This is a genomic window from Pseudarthrobacter sp. NPDC058362 (assembly GCF_042723515.1).
Taxonomy (GTDB): domain Bacteria; phylum Actinomycetota; class Actinomycetes; order Actinomycetales; family Micrococcaceae; genus Arthrobacter.
Map to the genome: position 1 here is coordinate 44913 of NZ_JBHXIW010000011.1, position 22869 is coordinate 67781.

Sequence of the window (22869 nt, forward strand, 5' to 3'; positions counted from 1 at the left end):
GATCCCATGGATGCAAGGCTGACCCTGCGGGCAGTGGATATCGCAGCTGATGTCCCCTGCCCGCAGGGGTATCCTGGCGGCTTCGCCCCTGGACGGGCCGAAGGTCTGCGGGCCGCCGCCATGGAGCCGGCTGCCGCGCAGCGTTTCCTGGCCGGCAGGGCAGCGCTGCGGCGCTTTGTCGCCGAGGTCCTTGATGTACCGGAAGCGCAGCTGCAGTCTTCCTACGCCTGCCTCCAGTGCGGCTCCGGACCCGGGGTCTCCCACGGCCGGCCGGGCTTCACGCACCGTGGCCGGCGCTTGCCCCTGTTGCTGAGCATGGCCAGGACCGGCAACTGGGTGCTGCTCGCGGCGGTTACGTCGCCGGGCAGGGGAGAACGGCTGGGGGTGGACGCCGAAAATCCGGAACGGCTCGGCTTCGAGGGGTTTGACGCCGTGGCGTTGTCCCGCTCGGAGGGGCTCAGCCTCGCGGGGCTGGAAGGAAAGTCGCTCCTGCGGGAACGTGCCCGGCTCTGGAGCAGGAAGGAGGCCTTGCTCAAGATGACCGGCGAGGGCCTCAGGGTGGATCCCCGGACGGTAGCCGCCTTGGAGGAACCCGGAGTGCAGGACCTGCCGTCCACAGCAACGGGCCTGCCGGCGTCGCTGGTTGCCGCCGCGGCCTTGGGCTAGACTTGCCGGCTCCGCGCCGCCGGCAACGGCGGAAGCGCAAGTTCAAAGAGCCAGGGGTGGAGCACTGCTTCGGCGTCGATGCCCGCAACACCGCTGGCCATCAGGATGAAATCGGCTGTTGAGACGGAGCCATGGCGGTGGGTCCTGGTCCATTCCTGCAACAGGGTGAAGAACGCAAGGTCCCCGCAATGCATCCGGAGTGCATGCAGCGCCAGGGCCCCGCGCTTGTAGACACGGTCGTCAAACATCAGGGCCGGTCCGGGGTCGCCGATGAGCAGATCCTTCCCCGCGGCGGAAAGCCCGCGCCAGGCCGCGGCCGCCCTGTCCTGGGCGGTCATTACTCCGGCCGCCTCCGACCAGATCCATTCTGCGTAGCAGGCAAACCCCTCGTGCAGCCAAATGTCGTGCCACCCGCGGACTGTCAGGGAGTTTCCGAACCACTGGTGCGATAGTTCATGGGCGATCAGGCGCTGGGCATCCCAGTCCAGGCTGAGGTGGTTGCGGCCCAGGATGGCCATGGTCTGGGCTTCCAGCGGAATTTCCAGGACATCGTCGGCCACCACAACCGTGTACTCGGAAAATGGGTAAGGCCCAAAGCACCTGACGAAGGTGCGCATCATGTCAGGCTGGAGGCGCAGCCCCTGGCCCGCAGCCGCTGCCAGTGCGGGCGGGACGGCCGCGGTCTGGAGCACGCCTCCCGGGGCCCCACCCGGGTCAAGGACCAGGGATTCATACCGCCCGATCTGGACCGTGGCCAGGTAGGTGGCCATCGGCTCCTCCTGCTCGTAGGTCCAGGTCTCCCGGCTGGCCCTGGTGCTGTGCCCTACCAGCCGGCCGTTGCAGACGGCACGGTAATTGGCGTCGGTAGTTACCGTGATCCGATAGCTTGCCTTGCTCCGCGGATGGTCGTTGCACGGAAACCAGGACGGTGCACCGTTGGGCTGGCCAGCCACCAGCACGCCGTCGGTCAGTTCTTCCCAGCCCACCTCGCCCCACAGCCCGCGGCGCGGCGCAGGATTGCCCTCATAGCGGACGTCTACGGTGAACGTTTCGCCCGGGGCCAGGTCCGCATCCAAATGGACCACCAGTTGTTCAGCGCGCTGCGCGAACCTCCGCACCCGCCGCCCGTTCAGCTGCACTTTGATGGCGCGAAGTCCCGCCAGGTCCAGGACGACGGCGGACGCCTCCCGGGCCGCCGTGGCGTGAATGACGGCGCGGCCGCTGAGCCGGTTGGCCGCCATGCGGTAGTCGAGGTCCAGTTCGTAGCGGGACACGCGGTACGAGTCGGTACCGTGGCCCGGCATGTAGGGGTCGGACAGCACTCCGGGGATGGCTGTCCCGGCGGCAGGTCCGGAGGTTGCTGGTTCAGGAAGACTCATGGACGCGGGCCTCAATCACAAACGTGGCGGGTACTTACTTCGGGCGGGGTGCAGGAACGCCGGGGCCGGCCCATGGACTGACGGGGTTGCCCATCCAGTAGGTTCCGGCCGGAACCGTTTCCCCGCGCATGACCAGGGAAGCCGGTCCCACCGTTCCGCCGTGGCCGATGCGCGCCTGCGGGAGGATGACACCGTGCGGTCCCATCGTTGCGCCGTCTTCGAGCGTAACAGGGCCGATGCTCATGATGCGGTCGTGGAACAGGTGCGTCTGCACCACGCAGCCGCGGTTCACGGTGGCGTTCCGGCCGAGAGTCACCAGGTCCGCCTCGGGAAGCCAGTAGCTCTCGCACCACGTGCCGCTCCCGATCTTCGCCCCGAGCGCCCTCAGCCACCACACCAGCGCCGGGGTTCCCGACGCGGCGCGGGCGAACCAGGGTGCGCTGACCAGTTCAATGAAGCTGTCGACTACTTCGTTCCGCCAGATGAACGAGCTCCACAGCGGATGCTCACCAGGCTGGATGCGTCCTACCAGAATCCATTTGGCGGCGACCGCCGAGGCCGCTGCCACCAAGCCGGCCAGCAGGATCACCACGCCGCTGAGCAGCGCGGCCACACCGTAATTGAACGTTGCGGCGAGCCAGTCGAAGACCAGCATGGTGCCCGCCGCAATTCCAGCCGTGAGCATGACCGGAACGAACCTGCACAGTTCCCAGAGGGCCCGGGCGATCTTGAGCCTCAGCGACGGCTGGAAGGTTCGTGTGTCGTCAGAGGCAATGGCCGTGCGGCGCAGCCGGACCGGCGGGCTGCCCAGCCAGGAGGTGCCCGACTTGGCCTTGACGGGCGTCGCGGAGAGGACTGCCACCAGAGAGTTCTTGGGGACGTTGCGGCCCGCGGCGGTCATGCCCGAGTTGCCCAGGAAGGACCGTTTTCCGATTTTCGCAGGCGCTACCCGTATCCAGCCGCCGTCCAGTTCGTAGGACGCCACCATGGTGTCGTCTGCGAGGAAGGCGCCTTCGCCGACGGTGGTCATCTTCGGGATCAGCAGGACGGTGGAAGCCTCGACGTTCCTGCCGATCCGGGCTCCGAGCAACCGGAGCCAGACCGGAGTAAAGAGGCTGGCGTAGATGGGGAAGAGCAAATCCCTGGCCAGGTCCAGGACACGTTCGGTGGCCCATACCTGCCAGCCCACCCTGCTGTGGACCCTGTGGTATCCCTCCGTGATACCCAGGCTGAGCAGCCTTGTTACGGCAAGGATCAGCAGGGCGTTGGCCGTAAACCACACCAGGGCGGCGGGCGCGAGGGCAGGCAGGAGCCGGGGAACCGCTTCGTTCAGTGATGTGCTGCCCTGGATAAAGAGGTATGCCACCCACAGCGCCGCCGCCCCTGAAATGTAGGGGATCAGGGAGAGTGCCGCGGAGGCCGTCGCGAAACCGCCGATCCAGGCCCTCTCCGCGACGCGCCCAAGGGCGGGTGCGTCGGGAACTGCATGCTTGGCCTTGCCCTGCCGGGCGGCGGGGGAACCGGCCACCAGGTGGCCGGCCTTCACCTTGCCCGACACCGCCGAGCCCGGCTCGACCTGCGCGCCCGCGCCAATAGCGGTTCCCGGCATGAGCGTGCTGCGCGCGCCCACCGAGGCGCCGGCGCCAACGTGGACAGCGCCGATGTGGACGTAGTCGCCGTCGATCCACCAGCCGGAAAGGTCGACTTCCGGCTCCACGTTTGCGCCCCTGCCCAGTGTCAGCATCCCGGTCACCGGCGGCAGTGAGTGCAGTTGGACGTCGCGGCCGATCTTCGCCCCCAGCGCCCGGGCGTAGGACGGCACCCAGGGGGCGCTGGCCAGGCTGATGGCAGCGGCCAGGTCCTGGATCTGCTCGGCGAGCCACAGCCGGAGGTGGACCTGTCCCGATCGTGGATACCTGCCCGGTTTGACTCCCCGCAGCAAGAGCCGAGCGGCGGCAACCGCAGTCAGCATCCGCCCCGCGGGGCTGACGAAGACCAGCCAGGATGCCGCCACCCACCACCAGGAGATGGTGGGTGCTGCAGTGAACCCGGCACCCGCGGAGAGCATGTTGTTGGCCGCCATCAGGTACGTCAGCCAGCGCATGCCCACCAGGATGTGCAGGGGAACGCCCATCAGGGTTTGGAACAGCTGTGATTTTAGGGCCGTGGGGCGTACTGACCGCGCGGGGGCAGGGCCGGCAGCGCCTCCCGGCAGCGATTGCCGTGCCACTTCAATGAGCGCTCCAACCCGGGGCGTTGCGTAGATATCAGCCACTGTAACTGTCGGATAGCGGCGGCGGAGGGCAGATACCAGCTGCGCCGCGGAGAGCGAGCCGCCGCCGTAGGCGAAAAAGTCGGCATCGAGGGACGTCACGGGGCTGCCCAGGACGGCGCTCCATTGTTCCACGATCCAGGCAGCGTCATCGGGCAGGTTCAGCGGAGCTGCGTTGGCCTCTGCCGCGCTGGCACCGGCCAGGGGCCAGGGCAGGGCATGCCGGTCCACTTTGCCGCTGGTCTTGGTGGGCAGTGAATCCACGACAGTCAGCATGGGCACCAGCGCCGCCGGTAAGCTGGCGCTGAGCTGCGCGCGGGCGGCGTCCAGGTCCAGCTCCTGACCGGTGGCGGAGGCAAGATAGCCCACCAGGATCTGGTTTCCGGCAGCAGTGGTCTGAACCGCCGCGGCGGCACCCCCCACCAGGGGGAGCGACTGGAGGGCGGCGTCGATTTCCCCGAGTTCGATCCTTCGCCCGCCAAGCTTGACCTGTTCATCAGCGCGGCCCTGGAAGACCAGGCCGGCAGCCTCGTAGCGGACCAGGTCTCCGGACCGGTAGGCCCGGTCCCAGCCAAGGCTGGGCATGGGCGCATACTTCTCGGCATCCTTGACCGGATCGAGGTAGCGGGCCAGCCCCACGCCGCCGATAAGCAGTTCGCCCACCGCGCCTTCTGCGACGGGGACGGCGTCGCGGTCGACGACGGCCAGGTCCCAGCCGTCGAGCGGCAGTCCGATCCGGACCGGTCCGGGTCCGCCCAGCGGAGCTGCGCAGGCGACTACCGTAGCTTCGGTGGGGCCGTAGGTGTTCCACACTTCGCGGCCCTCTATGGCTAGCCGCTCGGCGAGTTCAGGGGGGCAGGCTTCGCCGCCGAAGATGAGCAGCCGCACGTTCTCCAGCGATTCGGCGGGCCACAGCGCCGCGAGCGTGGGGACGGTGGACACTGCCGTGATTCCATGGTTGATCAGCCACGGTCCAAGGTCCATGCCGGTCCGCACCAGCGCGCGGGGGGCAGGAACCAGGCACGCCCCATGCCGCCAGGCCAGCCACATTTCTTCACAGGAGGCGTCGAAGGCCACGGACAGCCCGGCCAGCACGCGGTCCTCTGGGCCCAGCGGATCCTCCTGCAGGAAGATCCGGGCCTCGGCGTCCACGAAGGCGGACGCCGAGCGGTGGCTGACCGCCACGCCCTTTGGGGTTCCAGTGGAACCAGATGTGAAGATGACCCAGGCGTCGTCCTCCGGCGCCGGCGGCCTGGCACCGTGTGGCCGGGTGCCGCTGTCCTCCCCGCCGGCACCGTGTTCCCCTTTGGCACCGTGTACCCCACCGCCGGGGCCGGCGTCGCGGATGACGCCGCCGCCTTCCAGGATCCCTGACACCAGGGCTTCGCCGAAGACCAGCCGGGCCCGTTCGTCGGGATCGTCCGCGTCTACGGGCACATACGCTGCCCCCGCCATAAGCACGCCCAGGATTGATACGTAGAGTTCACTCGTACCCGACGGTATGCGGATGCCGATTCTGTCGCCCGCGCCGAGCCCCGCCTGGTCCAGGCGCCGGGCAACCGCGCGGACTTCAGTCATCAGCTGTGCATAGCTGAGGGAACGGCGGCCGTCGTCCAGCGCGGACGCCTCGGGAAACCGGGCCGCAGTCTCCTGCAGGATGTCCACGAGCGTCCGGACCGGGGGAGCGGACACGGAGCCGGGCATTTGGGGCGCGTAAATGGTGGGAACATCCTTCGGTGGGAGCTGCTGTTGAGCCACGTTGCTATTCTGCCTCCCCCAAGTGAACAGCAGAGGTGTTTGCCACTATGGCACCAGGAGCACCTTGCCCGTAGTGCGGCGGCCTTCGAGGTCACGGTGGGCCTGCCCGGCTTCCGCGAGCGGGTATCTGGCGCCGATGCGGACCTTGAGGCTGCCGTCCGCCGCGGCGGCAAAGATTTCATCCGAGCGCCAGCGCCGCTCCTTGGCGTCCTGCAGGTAGTTGACCAGGGTGGGCCGGGTCAGGAAGAGCGAACCGCCCGCGTTGAGCCGCTGCGGATCCACCGGGGGCACCGGGCCGGAGGCCGCGCCGAACAGTACCAGCGTTCCCCTGACGCGCAGCGCCGCAAGTGAATCGTCAAACGTGTCCTTCCCGACGCCGTCGTACACCACGTGGGCGCCCGCGCCGCCGGTGAGCTCCCGCACCCGTCCGGCAAACCCGTCATACCGCAGCACGTGGTCCGCGCCTGCCTCCAGCGCAAGCTGTGCCTTCTCATCAGTGGAGACGGTGGTGACCACCGTTGCGCCACGCAGCTTCAGCAGCTGGATCAACAGCAGGCCCACGCCGCCTGCGCCGGCGTGCAGCAGTACCGTCTGCCCGGCTTCCACTTTGAACGTGGAGTTCATCAGGTAATGGGCGGTCATGCCCTGCAGCGGGAGGGCGGCCGCGGTGAAGTCGTCCAGTCCGGCCGGAACGGGAAGTGCAGCATCGGCGTCCACCAGAGCGTAGTCGGCGTAGCAGCTGATGCCTTCGGCAGTGGCCACCCGGTCGCCGGCCGAGAACCCGGTGACGCCCTCGCCGAGTTCCTCCACGGTGCCGGCCAGTTCGGAGCCGGGGGTGAACGGGAAGGGGACCTTGTAGGTGCCGCTGCGCTTGTAGGTGTCGATGAAGTTCACGCCGGCCGCACCCACTTTGACCAGCAGCTGCCCGGGGCCCGGGGCGGGACGGTCGATTTCCGTATAGGCGAGGACTTCCGGGCCTCCGGCCTCCCGTGCGACGATGGCGTGCGTCATGGATCTCCTTTCCCGGGTCCGGCCTCTCCGGCCCGGCTGCTGCACCCATCGTAGGGACATCGAGGCCGGTGCGGACAGCTATGCATAAATATCGGGACTTATGCATAAGTATTGTTGTATAGTCGAAGGCATGACTATTTCAGTGGCAGTGTCCGGCGCCAGCGGCTATGCAGGAGGCGAAGTCCTCCGCCTCCTGGCCGGGCATCCCGGCGTGACCATCGGCGCCATCACAGCGCACAGCAACGCGGGCTCGCGGCTGGGCGAACTACAGCCGCACCTGCACGGACTCGCCAGCCGCATCCTGGAGGACACCACGGTGGAGAACCTCTCCGGGCATGACGTGGTCTTCCTCGCCCTTCCGCACGGTGCATCCGCGGAAATCGCTGCCCAGCTACCCGAAGGCACCGTGGTGATCGACGCCGGCGCTGACCACCGGCTCGAAGACCCGGCTGCCTGGGAAAAGTTCTACGGTTCGGCGCACGCCGGCACCTGGCCCTATGGCCTGCCGGAGCTTCCCGGCCAGCGCGAGACGCTGAAAGGCGCCACCCGCATCGCCGTCCCCGGCTGCTACCCGACGTCAGCCCTGCTCGCCCTGACGCCCGGGTTCAGTGCAGGGCTCCTGGCGCCCGACGACGTCGTGATCGTTTCGGCGTCCGGCACCTCTGGCGCGGGCAAGGCCGCCAAGGTAAACCTCATCGGCTCCGAAGTCATGGGCTCGATGAGCCCCTACGGCGTGGGCGGCGGGCACCGCCACACCCCCGAGATCGAGCAAGGCCTGTCCAACGCGGCGGGCGAACAGGTCACCGTGTCCTTCACGCCCACCCTGGCGCCCATGAGCCGCGGCATCCTCACCACGGCGACCGCCCGTGTTAAGCCTGGCACCACCGCTGAGCAGCTTCGCCAGGCCTGGGCCGATGCCTACGACGACGAGCCCTTCGTGCACCTGCTCCCCGAAGGGCAATGGCCCGCCACCAAGGCCGTCCAGGGCTCCAACCATGCCGCCATGCAGCTCGCGTTCGACAGTCACACCGGCCGCGTCATTGTCACCTGCGTGATCGACAACCTCACCAAGGGCACCGCCGGCGGCGCGGTCCAGTCCATGAACATCGCACTTGGCCTGCCGGAAACCGACGGCCTCAACCTGCAGGGAGTAGCCCCGTGACCATTACCGCACCTTCCGGATTCCGGGCCGCAGGCGTCAGCGCCGGGCTCAAGGCCTCCGGCAACCCCGACCTGGCACTGGTGGTCAATGACGGCCCGTCCAAGGCCGCCGCCGCCGTCTTCACCAGCAACCGCGTGGCCGCAGCCCCAGTGCACTGGTCCCGCCAGGTGGTCTCCGACGGGCGCGTGGATGCGGTGGTCCTCAACTCGGGCGGAGCCAACGCGTGCACCGGCCCCCAGGGTTTCCAGAACACGCACAGCACCGCCGAAAAGGTAGCGGATGTGCTGGGCCTCTCCGCCACGGACGTCTTTGTCTGCTCCACCGGCCTCATCGGCGAGCACCTGCCCATGGACAAGCTCCTGCCGGGCGTGGAAGCAGCCGCCGCCGAACTGAGCACCGATGGCGGCCCGGCAGCAGGCACCGCCATCATGACCACGGACTCCGTACCCAAATCCGCCCTGTTCATCGGCAGCGACGCGGACGGCCGGGAATTCAGCATCGGCGGCATCGCCAAGGGCGCCGGCATGCTCGCTCCCGGCCTGGCCACCATGCTGGTGGTCCTCACCACCGACGCGGACGTGCAGGCGGACATGCTCGACGTCGTCCTCCGCGACGCCACGCGGGTCACCTTCGACCGGGCCGACTCTGACGGCTGCATGTCCACTAACGACACCGTGGTCCTCCTGGCCTCCGGCGCCTCCGGCGCGGTTCCCTCCGCCGCAGCCTTCGGGGCCGGACTGACCCAGGTATGCGCGGAACTGGCCCGCAAACTCATCGGGGACGCGGAAGGCGCCAGCCACGACATCGCCATCCGGACCTTCAACGCCGCCAGCGAAGCCGACGCCGAGGCCGTCAGCCGCTCGGTGGCCCGGTCCAACCTCTTCAAGGCGGCCATCTTCGGCAAGGACCCGAACTGGGGACGCGTACTTTCCGCCGTGGGCACCACCGACGCCGCATTCGAGCCTGACAAGCTGAACGTGGCCATGAACGGCGTCCAGATCTGCCGGAACGGCAGCATCGGCGACGACCGCAGCCTGGTGGACCTGGAGCCCCGCGAGGTGCTGGTGGAGATTGACCTTCAGGCCGGCGACGCAGAAGCCACCATCTGGACCAACGACCTGACCCACGACTACGTGCACGAGAACAGCGCCTACTCAAGCTAGGCAGCTGCCCGCCGAAACTCTCTGCCACTTCAGGAAGACAGGCCATGAACACCCGAACCCGTGAAAACACCTCGATGCTGGACGCCCAGGACAAAGCCGCCACGCTGATCGAGGCGTTGCCCTGGATCCAGCGCTTTGCCGGCACCACCATGGTGATCAAGTACGGCGGCAACGCGATGGTCAACGACGAACTGCGCCGCGCGTTCGCCGAGGACGTGGTCTTCCTGCACCACGTGGGCATCCATCCCGTGGTGGTCCACGGCGGAGGCCCGCAGATCAATTCCATGCTGGCCCGGCTGGGGATCGAGTCCGAGTTCAAGGGCGGTCTGCGCGTCACCACGCCGGAGGCCATGGACGTAGTGCGCATGGTCTTGACCGGCCAGGTGGGACGTGAGCTGGTAGGCCTCATCAATTCCCACGGCCCCTACGCCGTGGGCATGTCCGGCGAGGATGGCGGCCTGCTCTGGGCGGTCCGCACCGGCACCGTGATCGACGGCGAGGAAGTGGACCTCGGCCTGGTGGGCGAGGTGGTGGGCGTGAATCCCGAAGGCATCCTGGACATCCTGGCCGCCGGCCGGATTCCGGTCATCTCCACCGTGGCGCCCGAAATCGCCAACCCGGGCACCGCCGTCGACGGCCGCGCCCAGGGGGAGGCGCACCAGACCACCGGCCAGGTGCTCAACGTCAACGCGGACACGGCAGCCGCCGCCCTCGCCGAAGCTCTCGGCGCTTCCAAACTGGTGATCCTCACCGACGTGGAGGGCCTGTACGCCAACTGGCCGGACCGGTCCTCGCTGATTTCGTCGCTCAAGGCGTCAGACCTGCGCGAACTGCTTCCCACCCTGGAATCCGGCATGATCCCCAAGATGGAGGCCTGCCTGAAGGCCGTTGACGGCGGCGTGGAACGCGCGCACATCGTGGACGGGCGCCTGCCGCACTCCATGCTGCTGGAAACCTTCACCACCGCCGGCATCGGCACCCAGGTAGTTCCTGACCAGGAGGTCAACGCATGAACCACACTGTTGACGTCAACCCCGCCGCCGCCGGCGCCGAAGCCGCGCTGATCACCGGCGACGGCAGCGGCGCCGACTGGCTGGCCCGCTATTCCGGCTCCCTGATGGGGGTTTTCGGCACCCCGCAGCGCGTCCTGGTCAGGGGCGCCGGCTGCCTCGTCTGGGATGCCGACGGCAAGGAATACCTTGACCTGCTGGGCGGCATCGCCGTCAACGCGCTGGGCCATGCCCACCCCTTCGTGACGTCCGTGATCTGCAGCCAGCTGGCCACCCTGGGGCACGTCTCCAACTTCTTCACCAGCCCGCCCCAGATTGCCCTGGCCGAGAAGCTGCTGGCCCTGGCGAAGGCGCCCGCCGGGTCCAAGGTGTTCTTCACCAACTCCGGCACCGAAGCCAACGAGGCCGCCTTCAAGCTGGCCCGCCGCAACACCGGCTCCGCGCCGGGCGAGGCTCCGCGGCGGACCAGGATCATCGCCCTCGAAGGTGCCTTCCATGGCCGGACCATGGGGGCACTGGCACTCACGGCCAAGGAAGCCTACCGGACCCCGTTCGAGCCGCTGCCCGGCGGCGTGGAGCACATCCCGTTCGGTGACATCGCCGCCCTGGAGGCCGCGGTGGATGACACTGTTGCCGCGGTCTTCCTCGAACCCATCCAGGGCGAGGCCGGTGTACGGCCACTGCCCGCCGGCTACCTCCAGGCGGCCCGGGCCGCCACCACCAGAGCGGGCGCACTGCTCATCCTCGACGAGGTCCAGACCGGCATCGGCCGCACCGGCAAGTGGCTCGCGAGCGAAGAGGCCGGCATCGTTCCGGACGCTATCACCCTGGCCAAGGGGCTGGGCGGCGGGTTCCCGGTCGGTGCGCTGATCACCCTGGGCGAGGCGCCGTCGTCGCTGTTGTCCGCCGGCCAGCACGGCACCACGTTTGGCGGAAACCCCGTGGCCACCGCGGCCGCCCTCGCAACCCTGCACGCACTGGAAAGCCAAAACGTCCTGGCGAACGCCGCTGCGGTGGGGGAGCACCTGCGGGACGGGCTGCGCGCCATTCCCGGCGTCACCGAGGTCCGCGGCGAAGGCCTGCTGATCGGCTTCGACCTGGACGCCGACGTGGCGCCCGCGGTGGTGCAGGCAGGCCTCGACGCCGGCTTTATCGTCAACAGCCCCGGCCCGAGGACGCTCCGCCTGGCCCCACCGCTGATCCTCACCGAAGCGCAGGCCGACGCCTTCCTCGCCGCTTTTCCCGCCATCCTCCAAACAGCTAAGGACGCCCAGTGACTCGCTCCTCCACCCGGCACTTCCTCAAGGACACGGACCTCAGCCCCGCCGAACAGGCCGAAGTCCTGGACCTGGCCGCCCGCATGAAGGCCGCACCGTACAGCGTCCAGCCGTATGCCGCCCACGGAAACGGCCGCAAGACCGTGGCCGTGATCTTCGACAAGACCTCCACCAGGACCCGCGTCTCCTTCGCCACCGGCATCGCCGACATGGGCGGCAACGCCCTCATCATCAACCCCGGTGAAGCCCAGATCGGGCACAAGGAGTCCGTGGAGGACACCGCCAAGGTCCTGGAACGCATGGTATCCACCATCGTCTGGCGGACCGGTGCCCATGCCGGCCTGGTGGCCATGGCGGAAAACTCCAGCGTGCCCGTCATCAACGCGCTCTGCGACGACTACCACCCGTGCCAACTGCTGGCGGACCTGCTGGCGGTCAAGGAACACAAGGGGAAGCTCACTGGACTCACCATGAGCTACCTGGGCGACGCCGCCAACAATATGGCCAACTCCTACCTGCTCGCCGGCGTCACCGCGGGCATGCACGTCCGGATCGCGGGTCCCGAGGGGTACCTGCCGGCCGCGGACATCGTTGCCGCAGCTGAGGAACGCGCCGCCGAGACCGGCGGGTCCGTGCTCATCACCACCGACGCCGCGAAAGCCCTGCAGGGTGCCGACGTGGTAGCCACCGACACCTGGGTTTCCATGGGCCAGGAAGCCGAAAAGGAGGCGCGGATGCAGCTTTTCCGGGAGTACTCCGTGACTGAGGAGGCCATGGCCCTGGCTGCGGATGACGCCGTCGTGCTTCACTGCCTGCCCGCCTACCGCGGCTACGAAATCTCCGCCGGCGTGATCGACGGTCCGCAGTCCATCGTCTGGGACGAGGCCGAAAACCGTTTGCACGCGCAGAAGGCGCTCATGGCATGGCTGATGCACCGCTCCGGCCTGGCTTTTGTGGACGGCCTCGCGCCGGTCGAGGGCACCGGGGAGAGCACGTTCTAGTGTCCTCCCAGCCCACCGCCGCGGGCTCCAGCCCGGCCACCAAGACAGCCCGCCAGGCGCGCATCACCGCGATCCTTACGGGCCAGTCGGTGCGTTCCCAAGCCGAGCTGGCGGCCTTGCTCGCGGACGACGGCGTGCAGGTCACCCAGGCGACGCTGTCGCGGGACCTCGTGGAACTCGGCGCCGTCCGGGTCCGTGGGCAGGAGGGCGCGCTGGTCTACGCGGTTCCGGGCGAGGGCGGCGAACGCGCGGCCAAGGCGGGGGTGAGCCAGGAAATCCTGGACGCCCGCCTGGCCCGGCTCTGCAGCGAACTGCTGGTCACCGCAGAAGCGTCGGCAAACCTCGTGGTGCTGCGGACCCCGCCCGGTGCCGCGAACTTCCTCGCCCTGGCGATCGACCACTCTGTCATGCCGTCCATCCTGGGCACCATCGCCGGTGACGACACCGTGCTGCTGGTCTCCCGCGACCCGCTCGGCGGCCCGGACCTTGCCGCCCGCTTCCTGCAACTGGCTGAGGAAGCCGGGCAATAAGCTTGAAGACAATCATCAAAACAACCCCCAACAAGGAGCAAACAAAGTGACTGAACGCATTGTGCTGGCCTACTCCGGCGGCCTGGACACCTCCGTCGCCATCGGCTGGATCGGCGAAGCGACCGGGGCAGAGGTCATCGCCGTGGCCGTGGACGTCGGACAGGGCGGCGAATCGCTGGAAACCATCCGCCAGCGCGCACTGGGCTGCGGCGCCGTGGAGGCCTACGTGGCCGACGCTTCGGATGAGTTCGCCAACGAATACTGCGTCCCCACGCTGAAGGCCAACGCCCTTTACCAGGGCCACTACCCGCTGGTCTCCGCCATCTCCCGCCCGGTGATCGTCAAGCACCTGGTCAAAGCAGCCCGCGAATTCGGCGCCACCACGGTTGCGCACGGCTGCACCGGCAAGGGCAACGACCAGGTCCGCTTCGAAGTGGGCATCCAGACCCTCGGCCCGGACCTGAAGTGCATCGCGCCGGTCCGCGACCTCGCCCTCACCCGCGACAAGGCCATCGCCTTCGCCGAGGAAAAGGGCCTGCCCATCGAAACCACCAAGAAGAACCCTTACTCCATCGACCAGAACGTCTGGGGACGCGCCGTCGAAACGGGCTACCTGGAGGACATCTGGAACGCGCCCACCAAGGACATCTACGACTACACCGCCACTCCGGAATTCCCGCCGGCACCGGATGAGGTCACCATCTCCTTCGAGGCCGGCGTGCCGGTGGCGATCGACGGCGTCAGGGTCTCCCCGCTGCAGGCCATCCAGGAACTCAACCGCCGTGCCGGTGCCCAGGGTGTGGGCCGCATTGACGTCGTCGAGGACCGCCTGGTGGGCATCAAGTCCCGCGAAATCTACGAAGCACCCGGCGCGATGGCGCTGATCACCGCCCACAAGCACCTCGAGGACGTGACGATCGAGCGCGAGCAGGCCCGCTTCAAGGCAACGGTCGGCCAGCGCTGGGCAGAGCTGGTGTACGACGGCCAGTGGTTCTCCCCGCTGAAGCGCTCCCTTGACGCATTCATTGAGGACACCCAGAAGTACGTCTCCGGCGACATCCGCATGGTCCTCCACGGTGGCCAGGCCATCGTCAACGGCCGCCGCTCCGACACCTCGCTGTACGACTTCGACCTGGCCACCTACGACACCGGTGACACGTTCGACCAGTCCATGGCCCGCGGCTTCATCGAGCTGTGGGGCATGTCCGCCAAGGTTGCCTCCGGCCGCGACATCCGGGTCGCAGGGAAGTAGCCCGCGTGGCTGACGCAAAGTCTGAAGCTACCAACACCGGCGCACTGTGGGGCGGCCGGTTCGCCGGCGGCCCCGCGGACGCGCTGGCCGCGCTCAGCAAGTCCACGCACTTCGACTGGCGGCTGGCCCGCTACGACATTGCCGGTTCCAAGGCGCACGCGCGGGTGCTGCATAAGGCCGGCCTGCTGGACGACGCTGAGCTGGAAGGAATGCTTGCCGCGCTGACGCAGCTCGATGGGGACGTAGCCTCCGGCGCGTACCAGCCTGCGGAGTCCGACGAGGATGTGCACGGTTCCCTGGAGCGTGGCCTGATAGAGCGCGCTGGTGCCCAGCTGGGCGGCAAGCTCCGGGCAGGCCGGTCCCGCAACGACCAGGTGGCCACGCTGGGCCGGATGTTCCTGCGCGACCATGCCCGCATCATCGCCCGGGGCGTGCTGGACACGGTGGACGCGCTGGTGGAACAGGCCAAGGCCCACCAGGGCGTGGCCATGCCAGGCCGGACCCACCTGCAGCATGCGCAGCCCGTGCTGCTCAGCCATCACCTGCTTGCCCACGCCTGGGCGCTGCTGCGCGACGTACAGCGGCTGCAGGACTGGGATAAGCGCGCAGGTGTTTCGCCATACGGTTCCGGTGCCCTGGCGGGTTCCTCGCTGGGCCTGGACCCTGAGGCGGTGGCCGCCGACCTGGGCTTCTACTCCGCGGTGCACAACTCGATCGATGGCACCGCGTCCCGCGATGTCTTCGCCGAGTTCGCCTGGGTGTGTTCCATGATCGGCGTGGACCTGTCCCGGATCTCCGAGGAAGTCATCTTCTGGGCCACCAAGGAGTTCTCCTTCGTGACGCTGCATGATTCGTATTCCACTGGATCGTCCATCATGCCGCAGAAGAAGAACCCGGACGTGGCGGAACTTGCACGCGGCAAGGCAGGGCGCCTGATCGGCAACCTGACCGGGCTGCTGGCCACCCTCAAGGGACTGCCGCTGGCGTACAACCGCGACCTGCAGGAGGACAAGGAACCGGTCTTCGACGCGGCGGACACCCTGGAGCTGCTGCTTCCGGCGGTTTCCGGCATGATCGCCACCCTGAAGTTCAACACCGAACGGATGGAGTCGCTGGCACCGCAGGGTTTTGCATTGGCCACGGACATTGCCGAGTGGCTGGTCCGGCAGGGCGTGCCGTTCCGGGAAGCCCACGAGCTCTCCGGCGCCGCGGTCAAGCAGGCAGAGTCCCGCAACGTTGAGCTGTGGGACCTAACGGATGAGGAGTACGCCGCCATTTCGGAGCACCTGACGCCCGAGGTCCGCTCTGTCCTGTCCACGGAGGGGTCGCTGAACAGCCGCAACTCCCAGGGCGGAACGGCACCGGCCGCCGTCGAACGCCAACTGGCCGCGCTGGAAGGCGAGCTGGAGACGGCCCGCACCTACGCCGCCTAACCCCCCGACGCTCTCTCACTTAATGCGGCTTTTGGGGCAACGCTCTCTCACTTTCTTCAGGAAAATGAGAGAGCGTTGGTGTTTTTCAGGCATTAAGTGAGAGAGCGTCCGGGTATGTGGACGTTCGGGTACGCGGACGACGGCGGCTGGTTGGCTTCGCGGGCCAGGAGGCTTTCCTTGATCGCGAGACCCCAGCGGAACCCGCCCAGCGAGCCATCGGTCCGGATCACACGATGGCACGGGACGAACAGGGCCGCTGCGTTGAAGGCACAGGCACTGGCCGCGGCCCGCACGGCGCGCGGATTGCCGGCCAGGGCGGCGTACTCCGAGTACGTGACGGGTGAGCCCGGCTTGACCTGCCGCAGCACATCCCAGGCATGGGCACGGAACGGGCCAGATTGCTGGAGGACGGGCACCGCCATGGCCGGGGCGGGGTCACCGGCATAGAAGGCTTCGACGGCGGAGGAGATGGCTCCGAGATCCGCCACCATGTCCACGGCGTCCGGCCGCAGCCCGGGATGGACCTGCCCGGTCAATTCCGGAAGGCCAGCCGTCCAGCCCGAGGCAAGGACCACACCGTCACGCGCGAGGATGGTGAACGGCCCGTCCGGCGTGGACAGCTGCAGAAGTTGGGCTTTCATGGCATCCCTTTCAGGGGAACGGTGGTTGTGGGGGACGGGCGGGCGGCGGCGCGCCAGAGGTGCATGGTGGCATACGAGCGCCACGGGCTGGTTTCCCGGAAGTCAGGGCTAAGGGCGCTGCCCCCATGATCGAGCGCGCGGATCCTATTGCGTACCGCCGCGTCGTTGGCCAGGAAGATGTCCGGGGCGCCGAGGACCCGCATGGCCACATAGCCTATGGTCCATGCTCCCACGCCCGGCAGGGGCAGGAGGGCGGCTTCGAGCCCCGGCACATCGTTGCCGTAGCCAAAGTCCAGCTCGCCGGAAGCCATGGCGGATGCTGCGTGAAGGAGTGCATCGATCCTGCGCCGAGGGCCGGCCAGGAGGTGTCCGGCCTCCGCTAGCTGCGCCGGCGTGGGAAACAGCCGCTCCAGGCTGTCACCGGCGGCGGTACTTGGACTGCCCGCGGCAGACAATCGGATAAGGGCGGTGCGGGCGGCAGCGACCGTGACCTGCTGGCCCATCATGGCCCGGACCAGCAGCTCCTGCGGATCCACTGCCCCCGGCATGCGCAGCCCGGGCGCGGCGGCCACGGACGGTGCAAGCCGGGGATCACCACGGAGGGCGTCGTCGATGGCCTCGGGGTCCGCGTCCAGGTCGAACAGCCTGCGCACCCGGCCCAGCAGTGCCGGCAGGTCGCGAAGGTCCACCGCCCCCACGGTGAGGGTCAGCGGCCGGCCCGGGGCGCCGTCGTCGTAATCCACCCGGAACCTCGCGTCTCCGTGCTGCAGCCGCAGCGTGCGCGCATAGGAGGCCTCCGTCCCGGCCTCAATCCCGGGAATGGTGCGGACCGCCAGAAAGGAGAAAACGCCTGGGTCGAAGGGCTGCCGGTAGGGGAGTGCGAGCGTCAGGGCGGTGGTTCCGCGGGCGGGCCGGTGCGGCCGGGCAGCGAGGCGAAGCTCGCCGGGAGTCATGGCGAAGACCGCCAGCATGGTCTCGTTGAACTGGCGGACGCTGCTGAACCCGGCAGCAAAGGCGACATCGCCCAGCTTCATGGAAGTGGACACCAGCAGCGTGCGGGCTGTCTGGGCGCGCCCAGCGCGGGCCAGGGAGAGGGGCCCGGCGCCGAGTTCGTGGGTGAGGATCCGGTTGAGCTGCCGCGCGGAGTAGCCCAGCCGCGCCGCCAGCCCCTCCACTCCCTCCCGGTTCACCACGCCGTCGTTGATCAGGCGCATGGCCCGGCCGGCAACGTCCTGGCGGAGATTCCACGCCGGCGTCCCGGGGACCGCTTCGGGGAGGCATCGCTTGCAGGCCCGGTAGCCGGCGTCGTGCGCCGCAGCGGAGGTCTCGTAGAAGGTGACATTGGACGCTTTGGGCGTCCGGGCCGGGCATGAGGGGCGGCAGTAGATCCCCGTGGTCCGCACGGCAGTGTAGAACTGCCCGTCGAAGCGGGTATCCCGGGCGTCGATGGCCCGGTAGCGCTGCCAGAAATCCATGCTTCCATCCTGCCAGCCCGAAGAGGCTGCACCTAGCGGAAATCGGACATGGCTGCGTAGCCGGTTTCCTGCCGGTCTCGATAGAGTCTGCCCATGAGTGACCAGCTGTCTCATGGCCCGGACGACCTGCGCCGGTTCCTGTCCGGAGACGCCCGCGACCTTGCCCCGCTGCTGCTCGGTGCCGTCCTCACGCACGAGTCCCGGGAGGGGCCGGTCTCTGTCCGGCTGACCGAGGTTGAGGCGTACCTGGGCCCGGAGGATTCGCTCCATCCCGACCCCGGCTCCCACACGTACCGCGGCCCCACTCCGCGCAACGCGCCGATGTTTGGCCCGGCCGGGCATCTCTACGTCTACTTCACCTACGGGATGCACCACTGCACCAATATTGTGTGCGGCCCCCCTGGCACAGCTTCCGCCCTGCTGCTGCGCGCCGGCGAAATCGTGGACGGCCTCGAGCTGGCACGGAAACGCCGGCACACGTCCAGGACCGCCGCCGATCTCGCCAGCGGCCCTGCCCGGCTCGCCAAGGCGTTGGGCCTTACGACGGCGGACAGCGGCCGGGATGCCCTGGCGCCGCCTTTTGCGCTGGTACTTCCGCCCCGCCCGGCTGGGGCGGTCAGCTCCGGTCCGCGGGTGGGGGTGTCCGGCGCCGGCGGGTCCGGGGAGTATGCATGGCGGTACTGGATCACGGGCGATCCCACCGTGTCCCGGTACAAGGCCGCGAAGCCGCGCCCGGGGAAGGCCGGACCGCCCGCGTTTGGCGCCCGTTAACGGAAATGGTTGTAGAATGGTAGGTCTGTCTTTTGCGATAGGGGAACGTTAATGCTCGACGCGGATTTGGCCCACGAACGGGAGTATGTGGCCGGCCTTTATGCCCGGCTGGAAGAGCTCCGCGAGGAAAAGCGCCGGCAGCTGGCGCAGGTCCGGCGGGCCGGCGCCGTGGGCACCATGCAGAATGTTTCCGAACGTGACGCCTTTGCTGCCCTGTATGAGGACCGCCTTGCGCAGCTGGACGCCGTGGATGACCGGCTGGTCTTCGGCCGGCTGGACCTGGATTCCGGGGAAGCGCAGTACATCGGCCGTATCGGCCTGTCCACCGAGGACCTGCAGCGGCTCATGGTGGACTGGCGCGCGCCGGAAGCTGGCCACTTCTACCAGGCCACCGCTTTCGACCGGCAGGGCGTGCGGCGGCGCCGGCACCTGATCCTGCAGGGCCGCGAGGTCAAGGCGATCGAGGATGACGTGCTGGATGCCTCCATGCTCGCGGACAACGAGTCGCTGCAGGGCGAAGGGGCCCTGCTGGCGGCCCTAAATTCGAAGCGGACCGGCCGCATGTCGGACATCGTCAGCACCATCCAGTCGGAACAGGACCGGATCATCCGTTCCTCCATCTCCGGTGCCCTCGTGGTGCAGGGCGGGCCGGGTACGGGCAAGACTGCCGTGGCGCTGCACCGCGCCGCCTACCTTCTTTACACCCACCGGGACCGGCTCAAGAGTGCAGGTGTCCTGCTGGTGGGCCCGTCGTCGTCGTTCATGAAGTACATCGAACGGGTGCTGCCCTCGCTGGGTGAGACCGGCGTCGTGATGGCCAGCCTGGGCCGCTTGATGCCCGGGATCCAGGCTGTTCCCGAAACGGAAGCCGCCGTGGCGGCCATCAAGGGGCGCCTGGACATGGCCACCGTGGTGGCCAACGCCGTCTCCAACCGCCAGCGGGTCCCGGCCGGGAACCAGATCCTGGAGGTGGACGGGCGCAAGCTCACCCTCACGCCGCGCCAGGTGCGCCGCGCCCGCGAACGCGCCCGGTCCACCGGAAAGCCGTACAACGAGGCACGGGTGACCTTCGTGAAGATCCTGCTGCGTGAGCTGACCGAACAGCTGACGGACATGGTGGAAGCCGGGAACATCGGCAACAACGCGGACCGCTCCTACCTGGCCGAGGATGTCCGGACCGCCCGGGACGTGCGGATCGCGCTGAACCTCTGCTGGATGCCGATGACGCCCGAGAAGCTGATTTCCGAGCTGTTCAGCAAGCCCGCCGTGCTGGAGTTCTGCACCCCGCATCTCTCGCCCGCCGAGCGCGATCTGCTGCTGCGCCCGGCGGACGCCCCGTGGACCGAATCCGACGTTCCGCTGCTGGACGAAGCCGCCGAATTGCTGGGCGAACTCGACCCGGCGGCCGGCCGCGGCCTGGCGCAGCAGGAACACGACCGCGCGCGGGACCTGGCCAACGCCAAGCAGACGCTGGTCAACATGGAAACGGCCGGCGTTGATGCGCTCATGACGGCCGAGGACCTGATGGAGCAGAACCAGGAACGCGAGGCCCGGCTCACCGCGGCCGAGCGCGCCACCACGGACCGGACCTGGGCGTTCGGGCACATCGTGGTGGACGAGGCCCAGGAGCTGTCCCCGATGCAGTGGCGGCTGCTGGTTCGCCGGTGCCCGCTGAAGTCCTTCACGATCGTGGGGGACATTGCCCAGACCAGTTCCGTTGCCGGCGCCAACTCGTGGCAGGGTGCGCTGGGGCCCATGTTCGGTGACAGGTGGCAGCTGGAGGAGCTGACGGTCAATTACCGTACGCCCACGCAGATCGCCGAGGCCGCGGTGCGGATGGCCAACGCCGCCGGCCTGGTGGTGTCTGCGCCCAAGGCGGTCCGGGAGGGCCGCTGGGCGCCGATCGTGGACCAGGTGCAGCCGGGTGCGCTGGTGGACCGCCTGGTGGAGGTGCTGCCGAAGGAGCTTGCAGCGCTCGACGGCGGCCTGCTCGCCGTGATTGCCGACGGTCCCCTTCTCGCTGAAGCTGCATCCGCCCTGCGTGCCGCCTACGGCCGGCGCATCGGCAACGGCGCGGGCAGCTACGAGCAGGACATCGTGGTGATCAGTCCGCGTGAGGCCAAGGGCCTGGAGTTCGACGGCGTGGTGGTGCTGGAGCCTGCCATGATGCTCAACCATGAGCACGGCAAGGTGGGGGACCTGTATGTTGCCATGACCCGTGCCACGCAGCGGCTGCGGTTGATCGCAGGGCAGCCGGTGCCGGCAGGCATTATCCGGTGAAAGTGGAGGGCCGCCCGCGGCGCTGAGGGAGGCCGCGGCAATACTGCTAACTTAGAAGGCGTGCCAGAACTAAGCAGCCTCGAATCGCAGCAGAACGACCCCACCTTTGCCAATATTTGGCAGGAGCTGAAGTGGCGTGGCCTGGTCCACGTCTCCACCGACGAAGCGGAGCTGGAAAAGCTCCTCGCCGGTGCACCGGTTACGTACTATTGCGGCTTCGACCCCACCGCACCGAGCCTGCACCTGGGCAACCTGGTCCAGCTGCTCCTCATGCGGCGCCTGCAGCTGGCGGGGCACCGCCCCCTGGGCCTGGTGGGCGGCTCCACCGGCATGATCGGTGATCCGCGTCCGACGGCGGAGCGCACCTTGAACACCAAGGACACCGTTGCTGAATGGGTCGGGTACCTCCAGGCCCAGGTGCGCCGATTCCTCAGCTTCGAGGGCGACAATGCCGCGCGGATGGTCAACAACCTTGACTGGACCGCACCGCTGAGCGCCATCGACTTCCTGCGTGAAGTAGGGAAGCACTACCGCGTCGGAACCATGCTCCGCAAGGATGCGGTGGCCTCGCGCCTGAGCTCGGACGAGGGCATCAGCTACACGGAGTTCAGCTACCAGATCCTGCAGGGCATGGACTACCTGGAGCTGTACCGCGAATACGGCTGCGTCCTGCAGACCGGCGGCTCCGACCAGTGGGGCAACCTCACCAGCGGTACCGAACTGATCCGTAAGGTCGAAGGCAAGAGCGTCCACGCGCTGGGGACCCCGCTGATCACCAACTCCGACGGAACCAAGTTCGGCAAGAGCGAGGGCAATGCCATCTGGCTGGATGCCGGCATGTGCAGCCCGTACGCGTTTTACCAGTTCTGGCTCAACACGGCCGACGCTGACGTGGTGGACCGGCTGAAGGTTTTCACCTTCCTGTCGCGTGCCGAGATCGAAGAGATTGCCGTGGCCGTGGCAGAACGCCCATTCGCACGGGAAGGCCAGCGGAAGCTGGCGTTCGAGGTTACCTCGTTGGTGCACGGTGTCGAGGCCACGGAAAAGGTCATCGCCGCCTCCGCCGCGCTGTTCGGTAACGGCGACCTTTCTGCGCTGGACAAGCAGACGCTGCAGGCAGCCACCTCGGAGCTTCCTTCCGCCACGGTCCAGGTCGACGCGCTTGGCATCATCGACCTGCTCGTCGCCTCCGGATTGTCGGAGAGCAAGTCTGCTGCCCGGCGCACAGTAGGGGAGGGTGGCGCTTACGTAAACAACGAGAAGGTACTGGACCCGGAAGCCGTGATTTCGGAGTCCGAACTGCTCCATGGGCAGTACCTCCTTTTGCGCCGTGGCAAGAAGAACCTCGCGACGGTTCAGGTCCTGGTTCCCTAGCCGGCAGCCTGCCCGCCCAGCCCGATGCACGCCCTTCCGAAGCCGATTTGCACGGCCGCGGAGGGGCGTGTATTGTTTTCTGAGTCGCAGCCGCTGAGTGGTGACAAACCCCCAACAAATGAGAAGCGATTCTTGGCCGTGCAGGGCACGGATTGAAGAGTCCTTCGATATTTTGCTGGGCGGATTCATCTCGTTTGGGTGAATTCCGGGAAAACAACCGGATTTGCAAAAGCCAATGAAGATGAAATAAGATAAAAACATCGCAGCGGAGAAATACGAAGCGAAATTCATTGAATGAATTGCTTCGGGAATATTCGAATGTGTCTGTTGTTTGAGAACTCAATAGTGTGCCAAGTTTGTTGATACCAATTGTTTTATTGATTGGTTGTTTTTGCTGTGCCGCCACCCCGTGGT

17 protein-coding genes are annotated in these 22869 nt (G+C 67.8%); 12 read left to right on the forward strand and 5 right to left on the reverse strand.

The annotated features are described in order from the left end of the window. Positions 1–33: 33 nt before the first annotated feature. On the forward strand, positions 34–666 hold the full coding sequence (locus ACFWIX_RS15940) for a 4'-phosphopantetheinyl transferase family protein (protein ID WP_377217109.1): 633 nt from the start codon (positions 34–36) through the stop codon (positions 664–666). On the opposite strand, the gene ACFWIX_RS15945 is transcribed toward ACFWIX_RS15940, so the two are convergent. The 3 genes from ACFWIX_RS15945 to ACFWIX_RS15955 all read right to left on the reverse strand — a co-directional run bounded on the left by ACFWIX_RS15945 (position 663) and on the right by ACFWIX_RS15955 (position 7086). Next, positions 663–2045, reverse strand: a complete 1383-nt coding sequence (locus ACFWIX_RS15945; RefSeq protein WP_377217110.1) for a M1 family metallopeptidase — start codon at positions 2043–2045, stop codon at positions 663–665. The genes ACFWIX_RS15940 and ACFWIX_RS15945 overlap by 4 nt on opposite strands. 34 nt (positions 2046–2079) lie before the next feature. Next, positions 2080–6021, reverse strand: coding sequence for a Pls/PosA family non-ribosomal peptide synthetase (locus ACFWIX_RS15950; protein WP_377217127.1), 3942 nt, complete (start codon positions 6019–6021; stop codon positions 2080–2082). Between the two features lie 99 nt (positions 6022–6120). Then, positions 6121–7086 carry a quinone oxidoreductase family protein gene (locus tag ACFWIX_RS15955; RefSeq protein ID WP_377217111.1) on the reverse strand — a complete coding sequence of 322 codons (966 nt, stop codon included), beginning with the start codon at positions 7084–7086 and terminating at the stop codon, positions 6121–6123. 130 nt (positions 7087–7216) lie between these two features. Between ACFWIX_RS15955 and argC the strand changes: the two genes are divergently transcribed. From argC to argH, 8 genes are read left to right on the forward strand one after another with little or no spacing between them, the layout of a single operon-like run. Next, complete coding sequence (gene argC / locus ACFWIX_RS15960) at positions 7217–8248, forward strand: N-acetyl-gamma-glutamyl-phosphate reductase (protein WP_377217112.1); 1032 nt, start codon at positions 7217–7219, stop codon at positions 8246–8248. Next, the gene (gene argJ / locus ACFWIX_RS15965; protein ID WP_377217113.1) at positions 8245–9411 is read left to right on the forward strand and encodes a bifunctional glutamate N-acetyltransferase/amino-acid acetyltransferase ArgJ; all 1167 of its coding nucleotides are present in this window, start codon (positions 8245–8247) and stop codon (positions 9409–9411) included. The genes argC and argJ overlap by 4 nt, the downstream gene beginning before the upstream one ends. 44 nt (positions 9412–9455) lie before the next feature. Next, on the forward strand, positions 9456–10424 hold the full coding sequence (gene argB, locus ACFWIX_RS15970) for an acetylglutamate kinase (RefSeq protein WP_377217114.1): 969 nt from the start codon (positions 9456–9458) through the stop codon (positions 10422–10424). After that, the gene (locus ACFWIX_RS15975) at positions 10421–11698 is read left to right on the forward strand and encodes an acetylornithine transaminase (protein WP_377217115.1); all 1278 of its coding nucleotides are present in this window, start codon (positions 10421–10423) and stop codon (positions 11696–11698) included. Before argB ends, ACFWIX_RS15975 begins: the two co-directional genes overlap by 4 nt. Further along, complete coding sequence (gene argF, locus ACFWIX_RS15980) at positions 11695–12699, forward strand: ornithine carbamoyltransferase (RefSeq protein WP_377217116.1); 1005 nt, start codon at positions 11695–11697, stop codon at positions 12697–12699. The genes ACFWIX_RS15975 and argF overlap by 4 nt, the downstream gene beginning before the upstream one ends. Further along, entirely contained in the window at positions 12699–13229 is a 531-nt protein-coding gene (locus tag ACFWIX_RS15985; RefSeq protein WP_377217117.1) for an arginine repressor, read from the forward strand. The genes argF and ACFWIX_RS15985 overlap by 1 nt, the downstream gene beginning before the upstream one ends. Before the next feature lie 46 nt (positions 13230–13275). Then, positions 13276–14481 (forward strand): argininosuccinate synthase, encoded by a 1206-nt coding sequence (locus tag ACFWIX_RS15990; protein ID WP_377217118.1) that lies wholly within the window; start codon positions 13276–13278, stop codon positions 14479–14481. 5 nt (positions 14482–14486) lie between these two features. Beyond that, a complete protein-coding gene (gene argH, locus ACFWIX_RS15995; RefSeq protein WP_377217119.1) occupies positions 14487–15914 on the forward strand; it encodes an argininosuccinate lyase in 1428 nt (475 codons plus the stop codon). Between the two features lie 92 nt (positions 15915–16006). Here argH and ACFWIX_RS16000 read toward each other — a convergent pair whose 3' ends face one another. Together ACFWIX_RS16000 and ACFWIX_RS16005 are read right to left on the reverse strand one after the other, a co-directional pair. Beyond that, a complete protein-coding gene (locus ACFWIX_RS16000; RefSeq protein WP_377217120.1) occupies positions 16007–16555 on the reverse strand; it encodes a methylated-DNA--[protein]-cysteine S-methyltransferase in 549 nt (182 codons plus the stop codon). Continuing rightward, positions 16552–18030 carry an AlkA N-terminal domain-containing protein gene (locus ACFWIX_RS16005; RefSeq protein WP_377217121.1) on the reverse strand — a complete coding sequence of 493 codons (1479 nt, stop codon included), beginning with the start codon at positions 18028–18030 and terminating at the stop codon, positions 16552–16554. Before ACFWIX_RS16005 ends, ACFWIX_RS16000 begins: the two co-directional genes overlap by 4 nt. Positions 18031–18123: 93 nt before the next feature. On the opposite strand from ACFWIX_RS16005, the gene ACFWIX_RS16010 reads away from it, so the two are divergent. Genes ACFWIX_RS16010 through tyrS form a run of 3 tightly spaced genes read left to right on the forward strand, consistent with a single transcriptional unit; the run spans position 18124 to position 22455 of the window. Beyond that, positions 18124–18801 (forward strand): DNA-3-methyladenine glycosylase, encoded by a 678-nt coding sequence (locus ACFWIX_RS16010; RefSeq protein ID WP_377217122.1) that lies wholly within the window; start codon positions 18124–18126, stop codon positions 18799–18801. 51 nt (positions 18802–18852) lie between these two features. After that, positions 18853–21081 (forward strand): HelD family protein, encoded by a 2229-nt coding sequence (locus ACFWIX_RS16015; RefSeq protein WP_377217123.1) that lies wholly within the window; start codon positions 18853–18855, stop codon positions 21079–21081. 60 nt (positions 21082–21141) lie between these two features. After that, complete coding sequence (gene tyrS / locus ACFWIX_RS16020) at positions 21142–22455, forward strand: tyrosine--tRNA ligase (RefSeq protein WP_377217124.1); 1314 nt, start codon at positions 21142–21144, stop codon at positions 22453–22455. The last annotated feature ends 414 nt before the right edge of the window (positions 22456–22869 follow it).